Source organism: Pseudomonas sp. RSB 5.4 (assembly GCF_037126175.1).
GTDB classification, from domain to species: Bacteria; Pseudomonadota; Gammaproteobacteria; order Pseudomonadales; family Pseudomonadaceae; genus Aquipseudomonas; species Aquipseudomonas fluorescens_H.
Map to the genome: position 1 here is coordinate 3,056,534 of NZ_CP146986.1, position 16,100 is coordinate 3,072,633.

Annotated in this window: 16 protein-coding genes; 5 read left to right on the forward strand and 11 right to left on the reverse strand. The window is 59.5% G+C overall.

Going from position 1 to position 16,100, the window contains the following annotated elements:
- Positions 1–19: 19 nt before the first annotated feature.
- Together V9L13_RS13790 and V9L13_RS13795 are read right to left on the reverse strand one after the other, a co-directional pair.
- The gene (locus V9L13_RS13790) at positions 20–1,339 is read right to left on the reverse strand and encodes a PAS domain-containing methyl-accepting chemotaxis protein (protein ID WP_338802779.1); all 1,320 of its coding nucleotides are present in this window, start codon (positions 1,337–1,339) and stop codon (positions 20–22) included.
- 401 nt (positions 1,340–1,740) lie between these two features.
- Positions 1,741–2,631 (reverse strand): LysR family transcriptional regulator, encoded by an 891-nt coding sequence (locus tag V9L13_RS13795; RefSeq protein WP_338802780.1) that lies wholly within the window; start codon positions 2,629–2,631, stop codon positions 1,741–1,743.
- A gap of 99 nt (positions 2,632–2,730) precedes the next feature.
- Here V9L13_RS13795 and gstA point away from each other — a divergent pair, with 99 nt between their 5' ends.
- Positions 2,731–3,324, forward strand: a complete 594-nt coding sequence (gstA, locus tag V9L13_RS13800; RefSeq protein ID WP_103521922.1) for a glutathione transferase GstA — start codon at positions 2,731–2,733, stop codon at positions 3,322–3,324.
- 125 nt (positions 3,325–3,449) lie between these two features.
- On the opposite strand, the gene V9L13_RS13805 is transcribed toward gstA, so the two are convergent.
- The 4 genes from V9L13_RS13805 to V9L13_RS13820 all read right to left on the reverse strand — a co-directional run bounded on the left by V9L13_RS13805 (position 3,450) and on the right by V9L13_RS13820 (position 7,075).
- Entirely contained in the window at positions 3,450–4,463 is a 1,014-nt protein-coding gene (locus tag V9L13_RS13805; RefSeq protein ID WP_003227391.1) for an ABC transporter substrate-binding protein, read from the reverse strand.
- Entirely contained in the window at positions 4,460–4,987 is a 528-nt protein-coding gene (locus V9L13_RS13810; RefSeq protein ID WP_338802781.1) for a sigma-70 family RNA polymerase sigma factor, read from the reverse strand. Before V9L13_RS13810 ends, V9L13_RS13805 begins: the two co-directional genes overlap by 4 nt.
- Positions 4,988–5,184: 197 nt before the next feature.
- The gene (locus V9L13_RS13815; protein WP_338802782.1) at positions 5,185–5,976 is read right to left on the reverse strand and encodes a PhnD/SsuA/transferrin family substrate-binding protein; all 792 of its coding nucleotides are present in this window, start codon (positions 5,974–5,976) and stop codon (positions 5,185–5,187) included.
- A 157-nt stretch (positions 5,977–6,133) separates the two neighbouring features.
- On the reverse strand, positions 6,134–7,075 hold the full coding sequence (locus V9L13_RS13820; RefSeq protein WP_338802783.1) for a fatty acid desaturase: 942 nt from the start codon (positions 7,073–7,075) through the stop codon (positions 6,134–6,136).
- A 324-nt stretch (positions 7,076–7,399) separates the two neighbouring features.
- On the opposite strand from V9L13_RS13820, the gene V9L13_RS13825 reads away from it, so the two are divergent.
- On the forward strand, positions 7,400–7,819 hold the full coding sequence (locus V9L13_RS13825) for a GNAT family N-acetyltransferase (protein ID WP_338802784.1): 420 nt from the start codon (positions 7,400–7,402) through the stop codon (positions 7,817–7,819).
- A 128-nt stretch (positions 7,820–7,947) separates the two neighbouring features.
- On the opposite strand, the gene def is transcribed toward V9L13_RS13825, so the two are convergent.
- The 3 genes from def to V9L13_RS13840 all read right to left on the reverse strand — a co-directional run bounded on the left by def (position 7,948) and on the right by V9L13_RS13840 (position 9,795).
- Positions 7,948–8,487: a peptide deformylase gene (gene def, locus V9L13_RS13830; RefSeq protein ID WP_103522058.1), complete on the reverse strand. Its 540-nt coding sequence runs from the start codon at positions 8,485–8,487 to the stop codon at positions 7,948–7,950.
- 2 nt (positions 8,488–8,489) lie between these two features.
- The gene (locus V9L13_RS13835) at positions 8,490–9,440 is read right to left on the reverse strand and encodes a YihY/virulence factor BrkB family protein (protein ID WP_338802785.1); all 951 of its coding nucleotides are present in this window, start codon (positions 9,438–9,440) and stop codon (positions 8,490–8,492) included.
- A 163-nt stretch (positions 9,441–9,603) separates the two neighbouring features.
- Positions 9,604–9,795: a CsbD family protein gene (locus tag V9L13_RS13840; RefSeq protein ID WP_003227408.1), complete on the reverse strand. Its 192-nt coding sequence runs from the start codon at positions 9,793–9,795 to the stop codon at positions 9,604–9,606.
- A 196-nt stretch (positions 9,796–9,991) separates the two neighbouring features.
- On the opposite strand from V9L13_RS13840, the gene V9L13_RS13845 reads away from it, so the two are divergent.
- Positions 9,992–10,369, forward strand: coding sequence for a hypothetical protein (locus tag V9L13_RS13845; protein ID WP_003227412.1), 378 nt, complete (start codon positions 9,992–9,994; stop codon positions 10,367–10,369).
- Between the two features lie 164 nt (positions 10,370–10,533).
- On the opposite strand, the gene fadD1 is transcribed toward V9L13_RS13845, so the two are convergent.
- Both fadD1 and fadD2 read right to left on the reverse strand, forming a co-directional pair.
- Positions 10,534–12,231, reverse strand: a complete 1,698-nt coding sequence (gene fadD1, locus V9L13_RS13850; RefSeq protein ID WP_003227414.1) for a long-chain-fatty-acid--CoA ligase FadD1 — start codon at positions 12,229–12,231, stop codon at positions 10,534–10,536.
- A gap of 362 nt (positions 12,232–12,593) precedes the next feature.
- Positions 12,594–14,282 (reverse strand): long-chain-fatty-acid--CoA ligase FadD2, encoded by a 1,689-nt coding sequence (gene fadD2 / locus V9L13_RS13855; RefSeq protein ID WP_338802786.1) that lies wholly within the window; start codon positions 14,280–14,282, stop codon positions 12,594–12,596.
- Between the two features lie 241 nt (positions 14,283–14,523).
- Between fadD2 and V9L13_RS13860 the strand changes: the two genes are divergently transcribed.
- Positions 14,524–15,468 (forward strand): alpha/beta hydrolase, encoded by a 945-nt coding sequence (locus V9L13_RS13860; RefSeq protein WP_338802787.1) that lies wholly within the window; start codon positions 14,524–14,526, stop codon positions 15,466–15,468.
- A 43-nt stretch (positions 15,469–15,511) separates the two neighbouring features.
- Positions 15,512–15,982 (forward strand): MaoC family dehydratase, encoded by a 471-nt coding sequence (locus V9L13_RS13865; protein WP_003227420.1) that lies wholly within the window; start codon positions 15,512–15,514, stop codon positions 15,980–15,982.
- The last annotated feature ends 118 nt before the right edge of the window (positions 15,983–16,100 follow it).

The following is a 16,100-nucleotide window of genomic DNA, read 5'->3' on the forward strand; positions in this document are numbered from 1 at the left end:
CTACAGTTGTTGAGGGGTGTCAGTTCAGTTGCAACGTATCGTTGAACTGGCTGATCGCATCCACCACATGCCGTGATCCCTGCTGAATCTCCAGAATCACCTCCCCCGCCTCATTCGCCAGTTCCACACCCAGCCCGGTGCGGCTCAGGCTCGACTGCATGCTCGACACCGCACTCAGCGACAGGTCGTGGTTTTTGCGCACCACTTCGACAATCTCCAGGGTCGCCTGACTGGTACGCGCCGCGAGGCTGCGCACCTCATCCGCCACCACCGCGAACCCGCGCCCGTGCTCACCGGCCCGGGCCGCTTCGATCGCGGCGTTGAGCGCCAGCAGGTTGGTCTGATCGGCGATCCCGCGAATGGTCTGGACGATGCTGCCGATGATGTCCGACTGTTTGCTCACCGCATCGATGCTCAGCGCCGCTTCGTTGAGGTCGCGGGAAATGTCCTGAATGATCTGCACGGTTTGCTGCACCACCTGTGAGCCTTTTTGCGCGCAGGCGTCGTTTTGTACCGAAGTGCTGTGGGCCGATTCCGCGGCGTTCTGCAAGGTAGTCATCTGCTGGGTGATGTCGCTGGCGAACTTCACCACTTTGTACAAACGGCCCTTGGTGTCGAACAGCGGGTTGTACGAGGCTTCGAGATAAACCATCTGCCCGGACTTGTTCTTGCGCTCGAAACGGTGCGAGTGATATTCGCCGCGATTGAGCGATGCCCAGAATGCCTTGTATTGCGCCGACTCGGATTCGGCACGGTGGCAGAACATACTGTGGTGATGACCAACGATTTCGTTGAGCGAGTACTGCATGGTTTTCAGAAAGTTGTCATTGGCGGTAATCACATTGCCTTCCGGGGTGAACTCGATCACCGCCATCGAACGGCTGATCGCCGCCAGCATGCTTTCTTCTTCGTGCTCTTTGTTGACCCGGGCGGTGATGTCCGAGGCCACCTTGATCACACTTCGAACCTGTTTGTCGGGACCATAAACCGGCATGTAACTGGCTTCGAGCCAGATTTCCCTGCCGCTCTTGTTCAAGCGCAGGAACGTGCCGCTGATCGGTTCACCCCGGGCCAGATCGCGCCACAACTTTGCGTATTCCTCGCTGCGGTAAAACGCTTCTTCGCAAAAGATCCGATGATGTTTGCCGCGCACTTCCTCGGCGCCGTAACCCATGGTCTTGCAGAAGTTTTCGTTGGCATCCAGAACAATGCCTTCGGGGGTAAATTCGATCATCGCCATCGAACGGCTGATCGCTTCGAGCTTGGCGTTGGCTTCGGTCAAGGCGCAGCTGAAACGCTCGATTTCCTGCAGGTCAGCCTTGTGATGTAGGTTGAACATGGTTGTATCACCTTCCGCGCGGTCTTTTGATTTGATGAAAGTCAGGTCTTTCAGAATCCACCACTACGTTCCACAGAACAGGCACACGCATTCCTCCACGGGAGGAAGTTGTCAGGTGATAAATGACGTTCAATCGGAGTGTCCATGCCGCGACGCTCTAATCAAGACATCCTTCTCTTGATAGCCCGCGAGCGGGCCAGCCCTAACGTGTCGAAGAACTTCCATTTAATGATTGCTCCTTGTTGTTACAGATCGGTGCCTTGATTGCGCACTCTGACAGGCTAATCAGCGGCGGCCGGGGTTGGCCGACACAGTTAGTTACAGGAGAGCATAGACAGCGCAATACCGCGCGCAAGGCCATTAGTCGGCCAGTATCTGGCACTTTTTGCACAAGAATCGGTTCAGCGCCCGGACGTCATCAGCGGATTGGCAACCAGATCCAGCAATGCCTGCACCGCCGCCGATGCGGCCTGTCCCGGGGGTAATACCAGTGAAAATACCCGTTCGATACGTGGTTGCAGGGCAATCACGCGCAAGCCCTGACGATCGGCCGGCAAGGTCATTTCCGGCACCAGGGTCACACCGAGGTTTTCCCGCACCAACGTGAAGGCGCTGCTCCATTCGCGCACCTCGACCCGCACGTCCTGCAGCTGCAACCCGGCTTCGGCGGCGAGGCTGCGGGCGTTGGTCGAGCAACCGCCGGTGGCCAGCACAAAGGGCTGCGCCGTCAGTTCTTGCAGGCTGACGCCCTGCTCGGTTCCTCGCAGCACCAGCGGATGCCCTGCCGGCACCACCGCTACCCATTCATCCCGACCCAATGGCCCGGCATTGCGCTCGGGTGCCGGGTTGAGCACCACGCCAACATCCACCAGACCGGCCGCGAGCAGGGTTTCGACCTCATCGTCACTGACCTCCAGCGCCACCACTTCGATCCCCGGGTACAGCCGATTGAACTGGCGCAGCAGCGGCGGCAGAAAACTCGCCAGCACCATGGGGAAACTCGCCAGGCGGATCGTCCCGCGCAGCATCGGGCGAACGCTATCGACAGTCTGGCGAATGGTCTCCAACGCACCGAGCATCAGCCGCGCCTGCTCGATCACCGGCAAGCCAATGGCGGTCGGCAAGGTCTGGCGACTTTCGCGGCTGAACAGCTGCACGCCGAGGGTTTCCTCCATCAGCGCCAAAGCCTGGCTGGCGCCGGACTGGGTCATGCCGACCCGCTCGGCAGCACGGGTGATGTTGCCGTGATCCGCTACGGCGACCACCAGCCGCCAATGCATCAGGTTCATCATGCCAGTAGCTGTCCTTATGGCAGGTTTCTGAAAGATTAATTTTACCGAGGGTGCGGCGCACTATGACACTGGCGCCAAATCCCTACCAGAGAACTGCCGATGAAGCTGTATTACGCCCCGCAAGCCTGTTCGCTGGCGCCGCACATTGTGCTGCGCGAACTGATGCTGCCTTTCGTGCTGATCCGCGTCGACAACCGCAGCAAGCGCACGGCCAGCGGCGAAGACTTTCTTGCGATCAACCCCAAGGGTTACGTCGCGGCATTGCAACTGGACAACGGCGCGGTACTGACCGAGGGGGCGGTGATCCTGCAGTATCTGGCGGATCTGCAACCGCAATCAGGGCTGGCCCCGGCGCCCGGCAGTTTCGAACGGCTGCGTTTGCAGGAGTGGTTGAATTTCATTTCGAGCGAGATCCACGGCGGCTTCGGCGCACTGTTCGATGAGCGTCTGCCGGCCGAACCGATCAAGGAGAAGTTGTTCAAGCGTTTTGCCGTGTTGGTCGCGGTGCTGGAGCAGCAGGAGTATCTGCTGCCGAGCGGTTTTAGCGTCGCGGATGCGTTGTTGTTTGTGGTGCTTCGCTGGGCCGGGTTGTTCGGGATTGAGCTGGCGCAGTGGCCGGCGCTGGCGCGGTTTCAGGCGCGGATTGAGCGGCGACCGACCGTGATCGCGGCGTTGGCGGCGGAAGCGGTGTAGGTCTTTAGATCATTCGCGAGCAAGCTCGCTCCCACACTGGATTCGGGCAAGCCACAGACCCAGTGTGGGAGCGAGCTTGCTCGCGAAGGCGTCCGTTCAAACAACGCAGATCAACCGGCAGAAACTCAAAGCCCCGCCGTCACCTTGCTCGCCACCTCCCCCGGCACCCACGCCTTCCACACCTGCGGCTGATCGCGCAAAAACGCTTCGGCGACCTGCCGCGGTGGCTGGCGCTTTTCGCTCATTCCGGCCAGGGTCTGGTTCAGCAGATCGATCGGCAAATCGACTTTCTCGAAGAACGACACCAGTTCCGGATACTGCGCCTTGAACGGTGCCGACACGCCAATCGCCAGGCTTGCGGGCATCGAGCGGGTGCCCTTGGGATTCGGGTTGTTGGCATCGGCCAGGGTCTTCCAGGCTTCGGCATCGAACGGCGGCTCTTCGAGCTTCACCAGTTTGAATCGCCCGAGCAGCGGTGTCGGCGACCAGTAGTAGAACAGCACCGGTTTGCCGCGTTTGATCGACGACGCCACCTCGGCATCCAGCGCCGCGCCGGAGCCGGTGCGGAAGTTGACGTAGCTGTCGGTCAGCGCATAGGCCTTGAGTTTCTGGCTGTTGACGATCTCCGAAGTCCAGCCGGTCGGGCTGTTGAGGAAACGTCCGCGGCTCGGGTCTTCCGGGTCGCGGAACACGTCCTTGTAGCGCGGTAGATCGGCCACCGATTTCAGCTCCGGGGCCAACGGTTTGATCCCGCGTTCGGGATCGCCCTTGATCACGTATTCCGGCACCCACCAGCCCTCGGTCGCGCCTTTGACGGTATCGCCCAGACCGAAGACCTTGCCTTCATTGGCCGCCTTGACCCACGCCGGACTGCGCCCGGCCCATTCCTCGCCGATCACCTGAATATCGTTTTTCGCCAACGCCGCTTCCAGGCTGACGGTGCTGCCCGGCAGCGTATCGGTCGGGTAGCCGTAGCCTTTTTCGACGATCAGGCGCAGCACTTCGGTGATGAAACTGCCGCTCTCCCAAGTGATGTCACCGAAGTGGATCGGTGCGGTTTTTTCCGCCGCCGAAACAGCGCCGACGCTCAGGCTCAGCGCCAGTAACGAACGGCCGAGCAGGGTTTTGATCGATCTCATGCGGACCTCTTGTCTGTCAGGATTTGGTTGGCGCTGTGGCGGTCGCACAGGGCCTGGGAGCGGGTCATGTAAACGCTGACCGAACGTTGCGAGATGCCCAGTTCGGCGGCGATTTGCGGGTAAGTCAGGCCATCGATCCGCGCCAGCAGAAAGGTCGAGCGGACTTTGCCCGGCAGGCGTTGCAGGCTGTGATCGAGGCGCTTGAGGGTCTGGCTCAGTTGGGCGATTTCTTCAGGCGAGGTCGCGAACTCGACGTCGATCTGCTGCGCATGCCGGCGCTCCAGATCCACCCGGCGCCAGCGCTGATAAAGCAAGCGCTGAGCAATCGTGGTGAGCATCGCGCGGGGTTCGCGAATCGCCGTGATACTGGGCGCCTGAAGCAATTGCGCGAAGGTTTCGGCAGCGATGTCTTCCGCGCCTGCGGCGTCGTGCAGCTGTCGGCGCAGGTACGTGCACAGCCAGCGGTAATGGGCGCGGAACAGAGCGTCGAGATGATAGCGGTGAGCGGTGTCGGCGCCGGACATAAGGGCTCCTGGGTAAGGGTCGCTGAATGTCCGGTGATCCGGTGGCGCGATCCTAGCAAGGCGCCTTATGCATTAATAATATTTATATTTCATTTTTATATTCTTTTTGGAGATATAAGAGCAACAGATCGCAGCCTTCGGCAGCTCCTACAATTGGAAAGCGTTCAACCTGTAGGAGCTGCCGAAGGCTGCGATCTTTAGCGCAAGCGGCCATAGCCCAATTCTTCAGCCTCACGCAGATAGTCGAGCACAACCCGATAATCGCTTTCACTGGCCGGCAGCACCTCAGGCAATCCCAACGTCTGCGCCACATCCGGCAACTCACGCAACGCCTGATTCATAACCCGGCGCAACTGTTCGATCTGCTCATCAGTAGCGGTAGCGACCGTGATAAACGGCAACGTCGGGCTCAACGCACTGCGCGCCACAACCCGCAAACCGCTGACTTCTTCCGGCGCATGCTGAGCGAGATAGGCGTAGGTCACGCTGTCGATAGCCGCCAGATCGGCTTGACCGTCCCGCAACCAGCGCAGACTCTCGCGGTGCGCGCCACTGATGCCGACCGCGCCGAAGAACTGCCCGTCGCGGTGCAGCGGCGCCAGACAATGGCGCAACAGGTTCATGCCGCTGTTGGAGTCGTCACTGTTGATCACCCCGCGACTGCCACGAAAATCCGCCAGGGTTTCGCGCGAATCGTCAACACGGCTGAGGATCAGGCTGCAATGATTGCCGGCAGTGGCGTCGGGCAATTCGTAGCGCGGGCGACCGACGATGCGTACTTGACCGCGCAGCAAGGTCATCAAGGGATAGCCGCAGGTCTGGGTCAGCAGCAGATCAGGCGACAACCAGAGTTCGCTCAACGACAAGCCTTCAGCGCTCAGGCGAGCATGCCCAAGTTGCTTGAGAATGCGCGCAATCCAGCGCTCATTGGCCGCGCGGATGGGTTCGGGGGCGGTGTACATCAGCAGTTCGAGATGGTGTTGGGTCATACACGTTATTTCCCTGCAAATACTTACCCCTGTGGGAGCGGCGGTGCGACGATTCGACTTGCTCGCGAAAGCGGTGTGTCAGACACCAGACATGTCACTGTTCTACCGCATTCGCGAGCAAGCCCGCTCCCACAGGGGTTTGGTGGTGTTCTTGAGATTAGTGGAAAGGATGCTGCGGACTGTCGATCGGTCTGAACCCGTGCTGCCGCCACAACTGCCCATAACCCTGCACCAGAAACCCGCCACTGCGCGCCACCCATTGCTCGCGGCGCATACGGTAGGCCCGAGGCAAGTCATACCACGCCAGCCCCGGCAGATCGTGATGCACCAGATGAAAATTCAGATTCAGAAACAGCCAGCGCCACGGCCAGCCGGCTTCGTTGAGCACCGTGCGCTGTTCCGGTTGTGCATGCGGACGGTGTTCATAGTAGGAGCGGATCATCGCGATCGACAGCGCCGGCACACTGATCAGCAGCAGGTAATGCCAGACCGGCAGCACGCTGTAGCGAGCGATGAACCACAGCATCAGTACAGTCATGGCTCCGTGGGTCAGCCACATGAGCCAGGCCTGACGCTCGCGGTTTTTCAGCCGTTGCAGTTCTTCGGCGGCCAGCGCGATCAATCCCAGCGGGGCACCAATGATGAACCGGCCGATTACGGTTTTATTCAGCCAGTGCAGGCTGCGTTCAAACAGCGAACTGCCCTGCCAGCGTGCTGCCGTGAGGTAGCGACTTTCCGGATCAATGCCGGGCACGGTCAGGTCTTCATCGCGGTGATGCAGCAGATGGCTGTCGCGGTAGAGCGTGTACGGATACCACACCGCAAAGGGTGCGTAGCCGAGGATTTTATTGAAAAGCACCGATCGGGTTGGATGCCCATGCAGCAATTCATGCTGCACCGACAGCCACAGCACCAGCAGCGGAATCAGCAACAAGGTGCTCAAGCCGCGACCCAGCCAGGCGCTATTGAGGATGATGGTGAACCAGCCGCCATACACGCCGATCAACAGCAGCCACGTCGGCCACTCGGTGCGGGCGGTGAAGCGCTGGCGCAGGGTTTCGATCTGCTGGCGATGGTCGGCATCGAAGTAATTCGGCATGGCGTGGCTCGGAACGGGAATCTTCCCCTTCTGTGCAACGGAGCCGAGCAATCTTGCAGATTATTTTTGCGTTGAAACGGGAGCCCGGGGGACGGGCTCCCGAAGGACGGGATCAATGACCGAAAATATCGACTTTCTTGGCTTTCTTCTCTGCACGCTTTTCAATCGCCGTCTTCACCGGTTTCTTCTTCGCGGCTTTCTTTGAATCCATACCTTTGGACATGATGCGTACTCCACTCACAGGGATGTAGGCTCAGGTATACACCTATCGCGCGGCGCGCGTTCTTTTATAATCGGCGCTTTGCCCGCCGCCAGTCCGATCCCATGCCCGATACCCGCTACGTCCTGCTCGATGAGCCTTTGTGGCCGTTGATGAACAAGTTTTACCGCAGCCACCAATCGTCGATGAAGGCGGTGCGCGATGCGCAGTTGTGGGTGGCCCGTCGCGAGGACATCGTTGCCGCATTGTGCTTGCGGCCGGTGGCGGGCGGGTACTGGTTGACCGGGTTGTTTGTTGATCCGGGTTGCCGTGAGCAAGGGATCGCCGGGCAGTTGATCGCGGCGGCGGTGAAGGATTTGCAGGAGCCGGTGTGGCTGTTCTGTCATCCGGACTTGCGCGGGTTTTACGAGCGGCGCGGTTTCAGCTTCGATCCCGCCCTGCCCTACGCACTGGTCGAACGGTTGAGCCGGTATGCGCGGAGCAAGCCGATGATTGCGATGGGGCTGACACCGCATTCAATCTGAGATCACAGATACCCTTGTGGGAGCGGGCTTGCTCGCGAAGGCGTCGTGTCAGTCGCTGCATCAATTGACTGATACGACGCCTTCGCGAGCAAGCCCGCTCCCACATTGGGATAGAGGTGTTCTCAGGATCAGTCGTCGGCTGCGGGATCGAGATCCGGGAACATCACTTCGGTAAAGCCGAACTTGCTGAAATCGGTAATCCGCGACGGATACAAGCGACCGATCAGGTGATCACACTCGTGCTGCACCACCCGCGCATGAAAGCCCGACGCCACGCGCACGATCGGTTCGCCCTTGGGATCGAACCCTTCGTAGCGAATCTGCTGATAACGATCCACCGCGCCACGCAGGCCGGGTACCGACAGGCAGCCTTCGAAGCCCTCCTCCGTCAGCGGACTCAATGGTGTGATCAGCGGATTGATCAGAATCGTCTGCGGCACTGCTTCGGCGTCCGGGTAGCGTTCGCTGTGCTCGAAACCGAAGATCACCAGTTGCAGGTCGACGCCGATCTGCGGCGCGGCCAGGCCGACGCCACCGACACTTTCCATGGTCTGGAACATGTCATCGATCAGTTGCCACAGCTCGGGGCTGTCGAACATTTCCGGGGGCACCGGCGGAGCGATGCGCAGCAGGCGTTCATCGCCCATTTTCAGGATTTCACGGATCATGATCAGACTTCGTCGGTATTCGGTTTCAGCGACTGGTCGCGCCCAAGCCCTGAAACGTGTTGTTTGGGATGTTCATCGAGTTCGCCGGGGACTTTCTCGCCCTCGTTCTTGCCCTCGCTGGACATGTGTTCGATCACCGCGTTCATCTCCGCCCCAAGCAGCAGCACGGCGGCGGAAATATAGAAATACAGCAACAGCACGATGATCGCGCCGATGCTGCCATACATCGCGTTGTAGTTGGCGAAGGTTTTGACGTAGAACGCGAACCCCAACGAAGCCACGATCCACACCACCACCGCCAGCACCGAGCCTGGAGTGATGAAGCGGAATTCCTGTTTGACGTCGGGCATCACGTAGTAGATCAGGGCCACGGCGACCATCATCAGAATCACGATCACTGGCCAGCGGGCAATCGTCCACACGGTGACAATGAAATCTTCAAGGCCCACCTGCGCGGCAATCCAGCCCATCACTTGCGGCCCGAGCACCATCAGTGCAGCCGCCACCAGCAACATGCCGGCAATGCCGACGGTGTAGAAAATCGACAGCGGGAAGCGCTTCCAGATCGGCCGGCCCTCGACCACGTCGTAAGCGGCGTTCATCGCGCTCATCATCAGCCGCACGCCGGCAGATGCCGTGTACAGGGCGATGACGATACCGATCGAGAGCAAGCCGCCTTTGGACTGCTGCAGCTGATCGATGACCGGGTTGACCTGTTCCAGCGCCTGCGGTGGCAGCACCAGTTCCGATTGCAGACGCAGCCAGGTGAAGAAATCCGGCAGGTGCAGGAAACCGATCAGGGCAATCAGGAACAGAATGAACGGGAACAGCGAGAACAGCATCTGGTAGGCCAGTGCCGAGGCGTAGGTCGACATCTCGTCGTCGACGAATTCAGTCACCGTGCGCACCATCACCCGGTGCAGTGGCAGACCTTTCATGTCCGGAAAAATCATTCGCGTCTCCTTTCGCCGCATTACAGGTTGAAGTCGTGGCGACTCAGGGGCGGTTTTTTACATCAAGGTAGCTCACTTGGCGACCCTTGGTGGCTCGCGCAAGCTTTTGACACAAGAACGGCCATCCCTGGATGGCCGCTCGTGTGTTGCGCTCAAGGCTGGATTACGCCTTGTCGACACCTTTTTTGATGGCGTCTTTGGCTTTGCCGACTGCTTGCTGGGCTTCGCCTTTTTTCTCTTGAACCTTGCCTTCGGCTTGCAGCTTGGTGTTGTCGGTGGCTTTACCGACGCCTTGCTTGACGTTGCCGACTGCTTCGTTGGCCATGCCTTTTACTTTATCGCCTGTGCTACTCATGGTGTTTCTCCTTGGTGCAATTAGGGGGAAAAGTCAGTACGTAATGATTGACCGGGCAGGTTTGCCACGAGTTTCATTTATTTTTGCTGTTCATTTCGTCGTGCAATGCAGGTTGGGCTTTATGTTTGCCCTTCAAGCCCCGAGAATGCGCACCTATGGGCGCCGCGCGCCAACGATCAGATCCCGCAGGAATGTTATGAAACTCGATAAAAAGCAGGCCATTGCCCGTCGCAACCAGGAACTGGGCGGCGCTGTGCTCGGCACCAACAACTGTCACTTCGCCGAACTGAACCGCAACCGCAACATCTGGTGGTTCGACCTGCCGGTCTCGCGCCTGGCCGTCGGTCAATACGAGTGGATTCACCTGCTGATGCACACCCCGGCCACCGACGAACTGCTGCACCTGAAAGTGCCGACGGTGTTCCTGCGGGAAAAGCTCGAAGGTCTGGTGATTCGCAACGAAGGCAAGCGCAAGGCCGCGTTGAGCCTGGAATTGAGTGCGGACAAGGATTCGTATCTGCAGGACATGCGTCCGACGGGAACCAACGTAAACTTCGCGCCGTTCCGCCAGTAACCGAAAAGCTTCGCGAGCAAGCCCGCTCCCACATTTGACTGTATTCCAACTGGAGGAACGCGGTTGAATGTGGGAGCGGGCTTGCTCGCGAAGGCGGCATCACAGTCACTACAAATTCACCACCTATTCCAACAAAAAGCCCCGCATTTGCGGGGCTTTTTGCTTTAGGCGGCGGACTTGGCCTTGATCTTCTTCAGCTCTTCGTCACGCAACTCGCGGCGCAGAATCTTGCCGACGTTGGTGGTCGGCAGCGCATCGCGGAATTCCACCGAGCGCGGCACTTTGTAACCGGTGACGTTGGCGCGCATGTGCTCCATGACGGTTTCCTTGGTCAGGGTCACGCCCGGCTTGGCCACGATGAAAATCTTGATCGCTTCACCCGACTTCTCGTCCGGCACGCCGATGGCCGCGCACTGCAACACGCCCGGCAGGGTTGCCAGCACGTCTTCCAGCTCGTTGGGGTAAACGTTGAAACCGGAGACCAGGATCATGTCTTTCTTGCGATCGACAATGCGCATGTAGCCATCGGGCTGGATCAGCGCGATGTCACCGGTCTTCAGCCAGCCTTCGCTGTCGAGGATCTCGTCGGTGGCTTCCTGACGCTGCCAGTAGCCCTTCATCACTTGCGGGCCCTTGACGCACAGCTCGCCGATTTCGCCCATTGGCTGCTCGACACCGGCATCGTCGATGACTTTGCACAGGGTTGACGGCACCGGAATGCCGATGGTGCCGATCTGGATGTTCTGGATCGGGTTGACCGTGGCCACCGGGCTGGTTTCGGTCATGCCGTAACCTTCGCAGATCGAGCAACCGGTCACCGCTTTCCAGCGCTCGGCCGCGGCCAGTTGCAGGGCCATGCCGCCGGACAGGGTGACTTTCAGATTGGAGAAATCCAGCTTGCGGAAACCTTCGTTGTTGCACAGCGCGACGAACAGCGTGTTGAGGCCGACGAAACCGCTGAACTTCCACTTCGACAGTTCCTTGACCATCGCCGGCAGGTCGCGCGGGTTGCTGATCAGGATGTTGTGGTTGCCGATCAGCATCATCGCCATGCAATGAAAGGTGAACGCATAGATGTGGTACAGCGGCAGCGGGGTGATCAGGATCTCGCAACCTTCATTGAGGTTGGAGCCCATCAGCGCCTTGCACTGCAGCATGTTGGCGACGAGGTTGCGATGGGTCAGCATCGCGCCCTTGGCCACGCCGGTGGTGCCGCCGGTGTATTGCAGCACCGCGACATCACTGCTGTGCGGGTTGGCTTCGGCCACCGGCTGGCCCTGGCCCTTGCTCAGCACGTCGTTGAACTTGACGGCTTTGGGCAGGTGATAGGCCGGCACCATTTTCTTCACGTACTTGATCACGCTGTTGATCAGCAGGCGCTTGACCGGCGGCAGCAGGTCGGCGACTTCGGTGACGATGACGTGTTTGACGCCGGTTTTTGGCACCACGGCTTCCGCCAGGTGCGCCATGTTGGCCAGGCAGACCAGCGCTTTGGCGCCGGAGTCATTGAATTGGTGTTCCATTTCCCGCGCGGTGTACAGCGGGTTGGTGTTGACCACGATCAGCCCGGCGCGGATCGCACCGAAGACGGCCACCGGGTACTGCAGAACGTTGGGCAGTTGCACGGCGATTCGATCACCGGGCTGCAAGTCGGTATGCTGTTGCAGATACGCGGCAAACGCACCGGACAATTCGTACAGTTCACCGTAGGTGATTGTCTTGCCCAGGTTGCTGAAAGCCGGTTTGTTGGCGAAGCGTTGGCAGGATTGCTTCAACACTGCCTGAATATTCGGGTACTCGTCTGGATTGATGTCGGCAGCAATTCCAGCCGGGTATTTATCCTTCCAAAAGTCTTCGATCATGGAAGCCCACTCCTCAGCAACGCGAATTCTTCACCGCATTTGATGCGATTATTATTGGTGTGTGTTTTGTATTGGTGAATCTGGCTTTCATACAGGCCGAGAAGTCACAAAGCGCGCCGAGAGTAGCAGCTTTGCCGAGGGCCGACTAGAGCCAAAAGCGGCCTTCATGGTCACTTTAATGACTCAAGACTTTCTAACAGTCATTTTAGAGCAAAAATCCTATATCAGCCTGAAAGCCCCGGTTTTCCGGGACTTCACCGGCCAAAAAGCATCGCGGGCAAGCCCGCTCTCACAAGGTTGATGGAGATCCCTGTGGGAGCGTGGCTTGCCCGCGATCCGCGCAACGCGCGGCCATTCACCGATCAGGCGATATCGCGCAACTCCCGCCGCAGAATCTTGCCGACCGGTGTCATCGGCAACGACTCACGCAATACGATGTGTTTCGGCACTTTGTAAGCGGTGAAATTCTCTTTGCAGTACGCCTTCAACTCCTCGAGGCTGATCCCGGTTTCCCGCGCCACCACAAACAGTTTCACCGCCTCGCCCGAACGCTCGTCCGGCACGCCGATCACCGCGCAGTTGGCGACTTTCGGGTGGGCCATGACCACGTCTTCGATCTCGTTGGGGTACACGTTGAAACCGGAGACGATGATCATGTCCTTCTTACGGTCGACGATGCGCACGAACCCGTCCGGGTCGATCACCGCGATATCACCGGACTTGAACCAGCCCTCGGCATCCAGCACTTCGGCAGTGGCTTCGGGTTTGTGCCAGTAGCCTTTCATGATCTGCGGGCCTTTGATGCACAACTCGCCACGCTCGCCCATCGGTTGCTCGACACCCTCGTCATCGATGACCTTCAGCAGCGTACCCGGCACCGGCAGACCGACGGTGCCCAGCCGCGACTGGTCGCCATACGGGTTGGTGCAGGCCACCGGCGACGTTTCGGTGAGGCCGTAACCTTCGGTGATGCGGCAACCGGTGATCTGCTCCCAGCGCTCGGCGGTGGCCTTGACCAGCGCAGTACCGCCGGAGTTGGTCAGCTTGAGGCTGGAGAAGTCCAGGGTCTTGAAGTCCGGGTGATCCATCAGCGCGACGAACAACGTATTCAGGCCAAGCAACGCCGAGAAACGCCAGTTCTTCAACTCCTTGATGAAGCCTGCGATGTCTCGCGGATTGGTGATCAGCACGTTGTGGTTGCCCGACACCATCATGCACATGCAATTCGCGGTGAAGGCATAGATGTGGTACAGCGGCAGCGGCGCCACCATCACCTCCTGCCCTTCGCGCAGCAATGGCTGCCCGTCAGGCCCCAGTTGCGCAAGACACGCGCGCACTTGCTGCATGTTCGCCACGAGGTTGCCGTGGGTCAGCATCGCGCCCTTGGCCAGGCCGGTGGTGCCGCCGGTGTATTGCAACACGGCAATGTCGTCGAGACCGACTTTCAGCGGCTTGATCCCCAGACCACGGCCCAGGCGCAGCGCACTCTTGAACGAGATGGCCTGGGGCAGCGAATAGGCCGGGACCATTTTCTTAACTTTGCTGACCACGGTGTTGACCAGCCAGCCCTTGGCGGTGGGCATCAGGTCGCCCATCTTCGCTTCGATCAGGTATTGAATGTCAGTGTCCGGCAGCACTTCCTGGACCTTCTGCCCGAACATGTTCAGGTACACCAGCGCCCGGGCACCGGAGTCCTTGAACTGGTGGCGCATCTCGCGCGCGGTGTACAGCGGGTTGGTGTTGACCACGATCAGCCCGGCGCGCAAGGCGCCGAACACGGCAATCGGATATTGCAGTACGTTGGGCATCTGCACCGCGATGCGGTCCCCTGGTACCAGATCGGTGTGGGCTTGCAGGTAACCGGCGAACGCTGCGCTGTAGCGCTCGAGTTCAGCGTAGGTCAGGGTCACGCCCATATTGCTGAAGGCCGGCCGATCGGCGAATTTCTTGCAGGAACGCTCAAACACCTCGATCACCGACTTGAACTCGCCCATGTCGATGTCCAGTGGTACGCCGGCGGGGCGTTTGTCATTCCAGAAATCAGGTTGCATTGTTCTTGTCCTCTTTACCTGAATCGATCCGGGAGCCGCTTTCCTGTGGTTTCGCGCAGCCCCCTAAAGGGCAGAAAGCAAAAAGCGGAGCTTCACGGACACTAGCAGCTATGGCCAGTGAGGCAAATATGGGCGTAGTCGTCATTGATCGTATGAATCTTCCTGCCGTGGCGTGAGCTGATCGGACGCGCTATACAATGCTACGACTGCGGGCCGTTACCGCTCGATAAAAGGAATTGCCATGATCCACCACGCCTTCTGGCTGGACGCGAGTGACCGCAGCCGCCTGTTCGTCAACCAGTGGTTGCCGGCCGCGCCCTTGAAAGCGCTGATCCTGCTGGCCCACGGCATGGCCGAACACAGCGCGCGCTACGAGCGGCTGGCGAATGCGTTCTGTGAACAAGGCTACGGTGTGTACGCCCCGGATCTGCGCGGCCATGGCAAAACCGCCGAACACGGGACACTCGGGCATTTCGCCGATGACGACGGCTGGTGCAAGGTGATCGGCGATCTGGCCAATCTCAATCAGCACATCGGCCAGCAGCATCCCGAGGTACCGATCATCCTGCTCGGACACAGCATGGGCAGCTACCTCGCTCAGGGTTACCTGCTGCATCACAGCGCCAGCCTGCACGGTGCGATTCTCAGCGGCTCGAATTTCCAGCCAGTGGCGCTTTACGGTGCGGCGCGGCAGATCGCCCGATTCGAAAAACTGCGTCAGGGTGGCAAGGGCCGCAGTGCGCTGATCGAGTGGTTGTCGTTCGGCTCGTTCAACAAAAAATTCAAACCGGCGCGCACGCCGTTCGACTGGCTGAGCCGCGACCCGGTTGAAGTCGACAAGTACGTCGCCGATCCGCTGTGCGGCTTTCGCTGCACCAATCAGCTATGGATCGACTTGCTCGGTGGCTTGCAGCAGATCAGCAAAGCGTCCAATCTCGCCCAGATCGACCCGGGCCTGCCGCTGCTGGTAATCGGCGGTGAATGTGATCCGGTGAGCGAAGGCAAGCGTCTGACAGATCTGGCCGAGGCGTTGCGCTCGGCCGGCAGCCAGAACCTGCAACTGCAGATCTACCCGCAGGCGCGGCACGAATTGTTCAATGAAACCAATCGCGACGAAGTGATTGCCGATGTGCTGGCCTGGATCGACCAGGCGCTGAGCCATCGTCGCCCTCAACGCAGCGAATAATTTTTTGTGGATTCACTTTAATCCGTCACAGGAATCAATACCGATGACCCAGGTTACCAACATCCCTTACGAAGCCCTCGAAGTCGGCCAGACCGCCAGCTATAGCAAGACCGTCGAAGAGCGCGACATTCAGCTGTTCGCCGCGATGTCGGGCGACCACAACCCGGTGCACCTGGATGCCGAGTTCGCCGCGGCCAGCATGTTCAAGGAGCGTATCGCCCACGGCATGTTCAGCGGTGCGCTGATCAGCGCTGCCGTGGCGTGCGAACTGCCTGGGCCCGGCACCATCTACATCGGTCAGCAGATGAGCTTTCAGAAGCCAGTGAAAATTGGCGACACCCTGACCGTGCGCCTGGAAATCCTCGAGAAGCTGCCGAAGTTTCGCGTACGCATCGCCACTCGCGTGTTCAACCAGCGTGATGAACTGGTAGTGGATGGCGAGGCCGAAATTCTGGCGCCGCGTAAACAACAGACCGTGACCCTGCCGACTCTGCCGGCGATCAGCATCGGCTGATCATCAGGTACACAAAAAACAAAAGTGGGAGCGGGCTTGCTCGCGAAGCAGTTATGTCAGCAACATCATCGTTGCATGACACAGCGCTTTCGCGAGCAAGCCCGCTCCCACAGTTTTC

Bases quoted from the DNA above. Each gene is read 5' to 3' on its own strand.
- V9L13_RS13790 (WP_338802779.1), bottom strand. From the start codon at position 1,339: ATGTTCAACCTACATCACAAGGCTGACCTGCAGGAAATCGAGCGTTTC.
- V9L13_RS13795 (WP_338802780.1), bottom strand. From the start codon at position 2,631: ATGATGAACCTGATGCATTGGCGGCTGGTGGTCGCCGTAGCGGATCAC.
- gstA (WP_103521922.1), top strand. From the start codon at position 2,731: ATGAAGCTGTATTACGCCCCGCAAGCCTGTTCGCTGGCGCCGCACATT.
- V9L13_RS13805 (WP_003227391.1), bottom strand. From the start codon at position 4,463: ATGAGATCGATCAAAACCCTGCTCGGCCGTTCGTTACTGGCGCTGAGC.
- V9L13_RS13810 (WP_338802781.1), bottom strand. From the start codon at position 4,987: ATGTCCGGCGCCGACACCGCTCACCGCTATCATCTCGACGCTCTGTTC.
- V9L13_RS13815 (WP_338802782.1), bottom strand. From the start codon at position 5,976: ATGACCCAACACCATCTCGAACTGCTGATGTACACCGCCCCCGAACCC.
- V9L13_RS13820 (WP_338802783.1), bottom strand. From the start codon at position 7,075: ATGCCGAATTACTTCGATGCCGACCATCGCCAGCAGATCGAAACCCTG.
- V9L13_RS13825 (WP_338802784.1), top strand. From the start codon at position 7,400: ATGCCCGATACCCGCTACGTCCTGCTCGATGAGCCTTTGTGGCCGTTG.
- def (WP_103522058.1), bottom strand. From the start codon at position 8,487: ATGATCCGTGAAATCCTGAAAATGGGCGATGAACGCCTGCTGCGCATC.
- V9L13_RS13835 (WP_338802785.1), bottom strand. From the start codon at position 9,440: ATGATTTTTCCGGACATGAAAGGTCTGCCACTGCACCGGGTGATGGTG.
- V9L13_RS13840 (WP_003227408.1), bottom strand. From the start codon at position 9,795: ATGAGTAGCACAGGCGATAAAGTAAAAGGCATGGCCAACGAAGCAGTC.
- V9L13_RS13845 (WP_003227412.1), top strand. From the start codon at position 9,992: ATGAAACTCGATAAAAAGCAGGCCATTGCCCGTCGCAACCAGGAACTG.
- fadD1 (WP_003227414.1), bottom strand. From the start codon at position 12,231: ATGATCGAAGACTTTTGGAAGGATAAATACCCGGCTGGAATTGCTGCC.
- fadD2 (WP_338802786.1), bottom strand. From the start codon at position 14,282: ATGCAACCTGATTTCTGGAATGACAAACGCCCCGCCGGCGTACCACTG.
- V9L13_RS13860 (WP_338802787.1), top strand. From the start codon at position 14,524: ATGATCCACCACGCCTTCTGGCTGGACGCGAGTGACCGCAGCCGCCTG.
- V9L13_RS13865 (WP_003227420.1), top strand. From the start codon at position 15,512: ATGACCCAGGTTACCAACATCCCTTACGAAGCCCTCGAAGTCGGCCAG.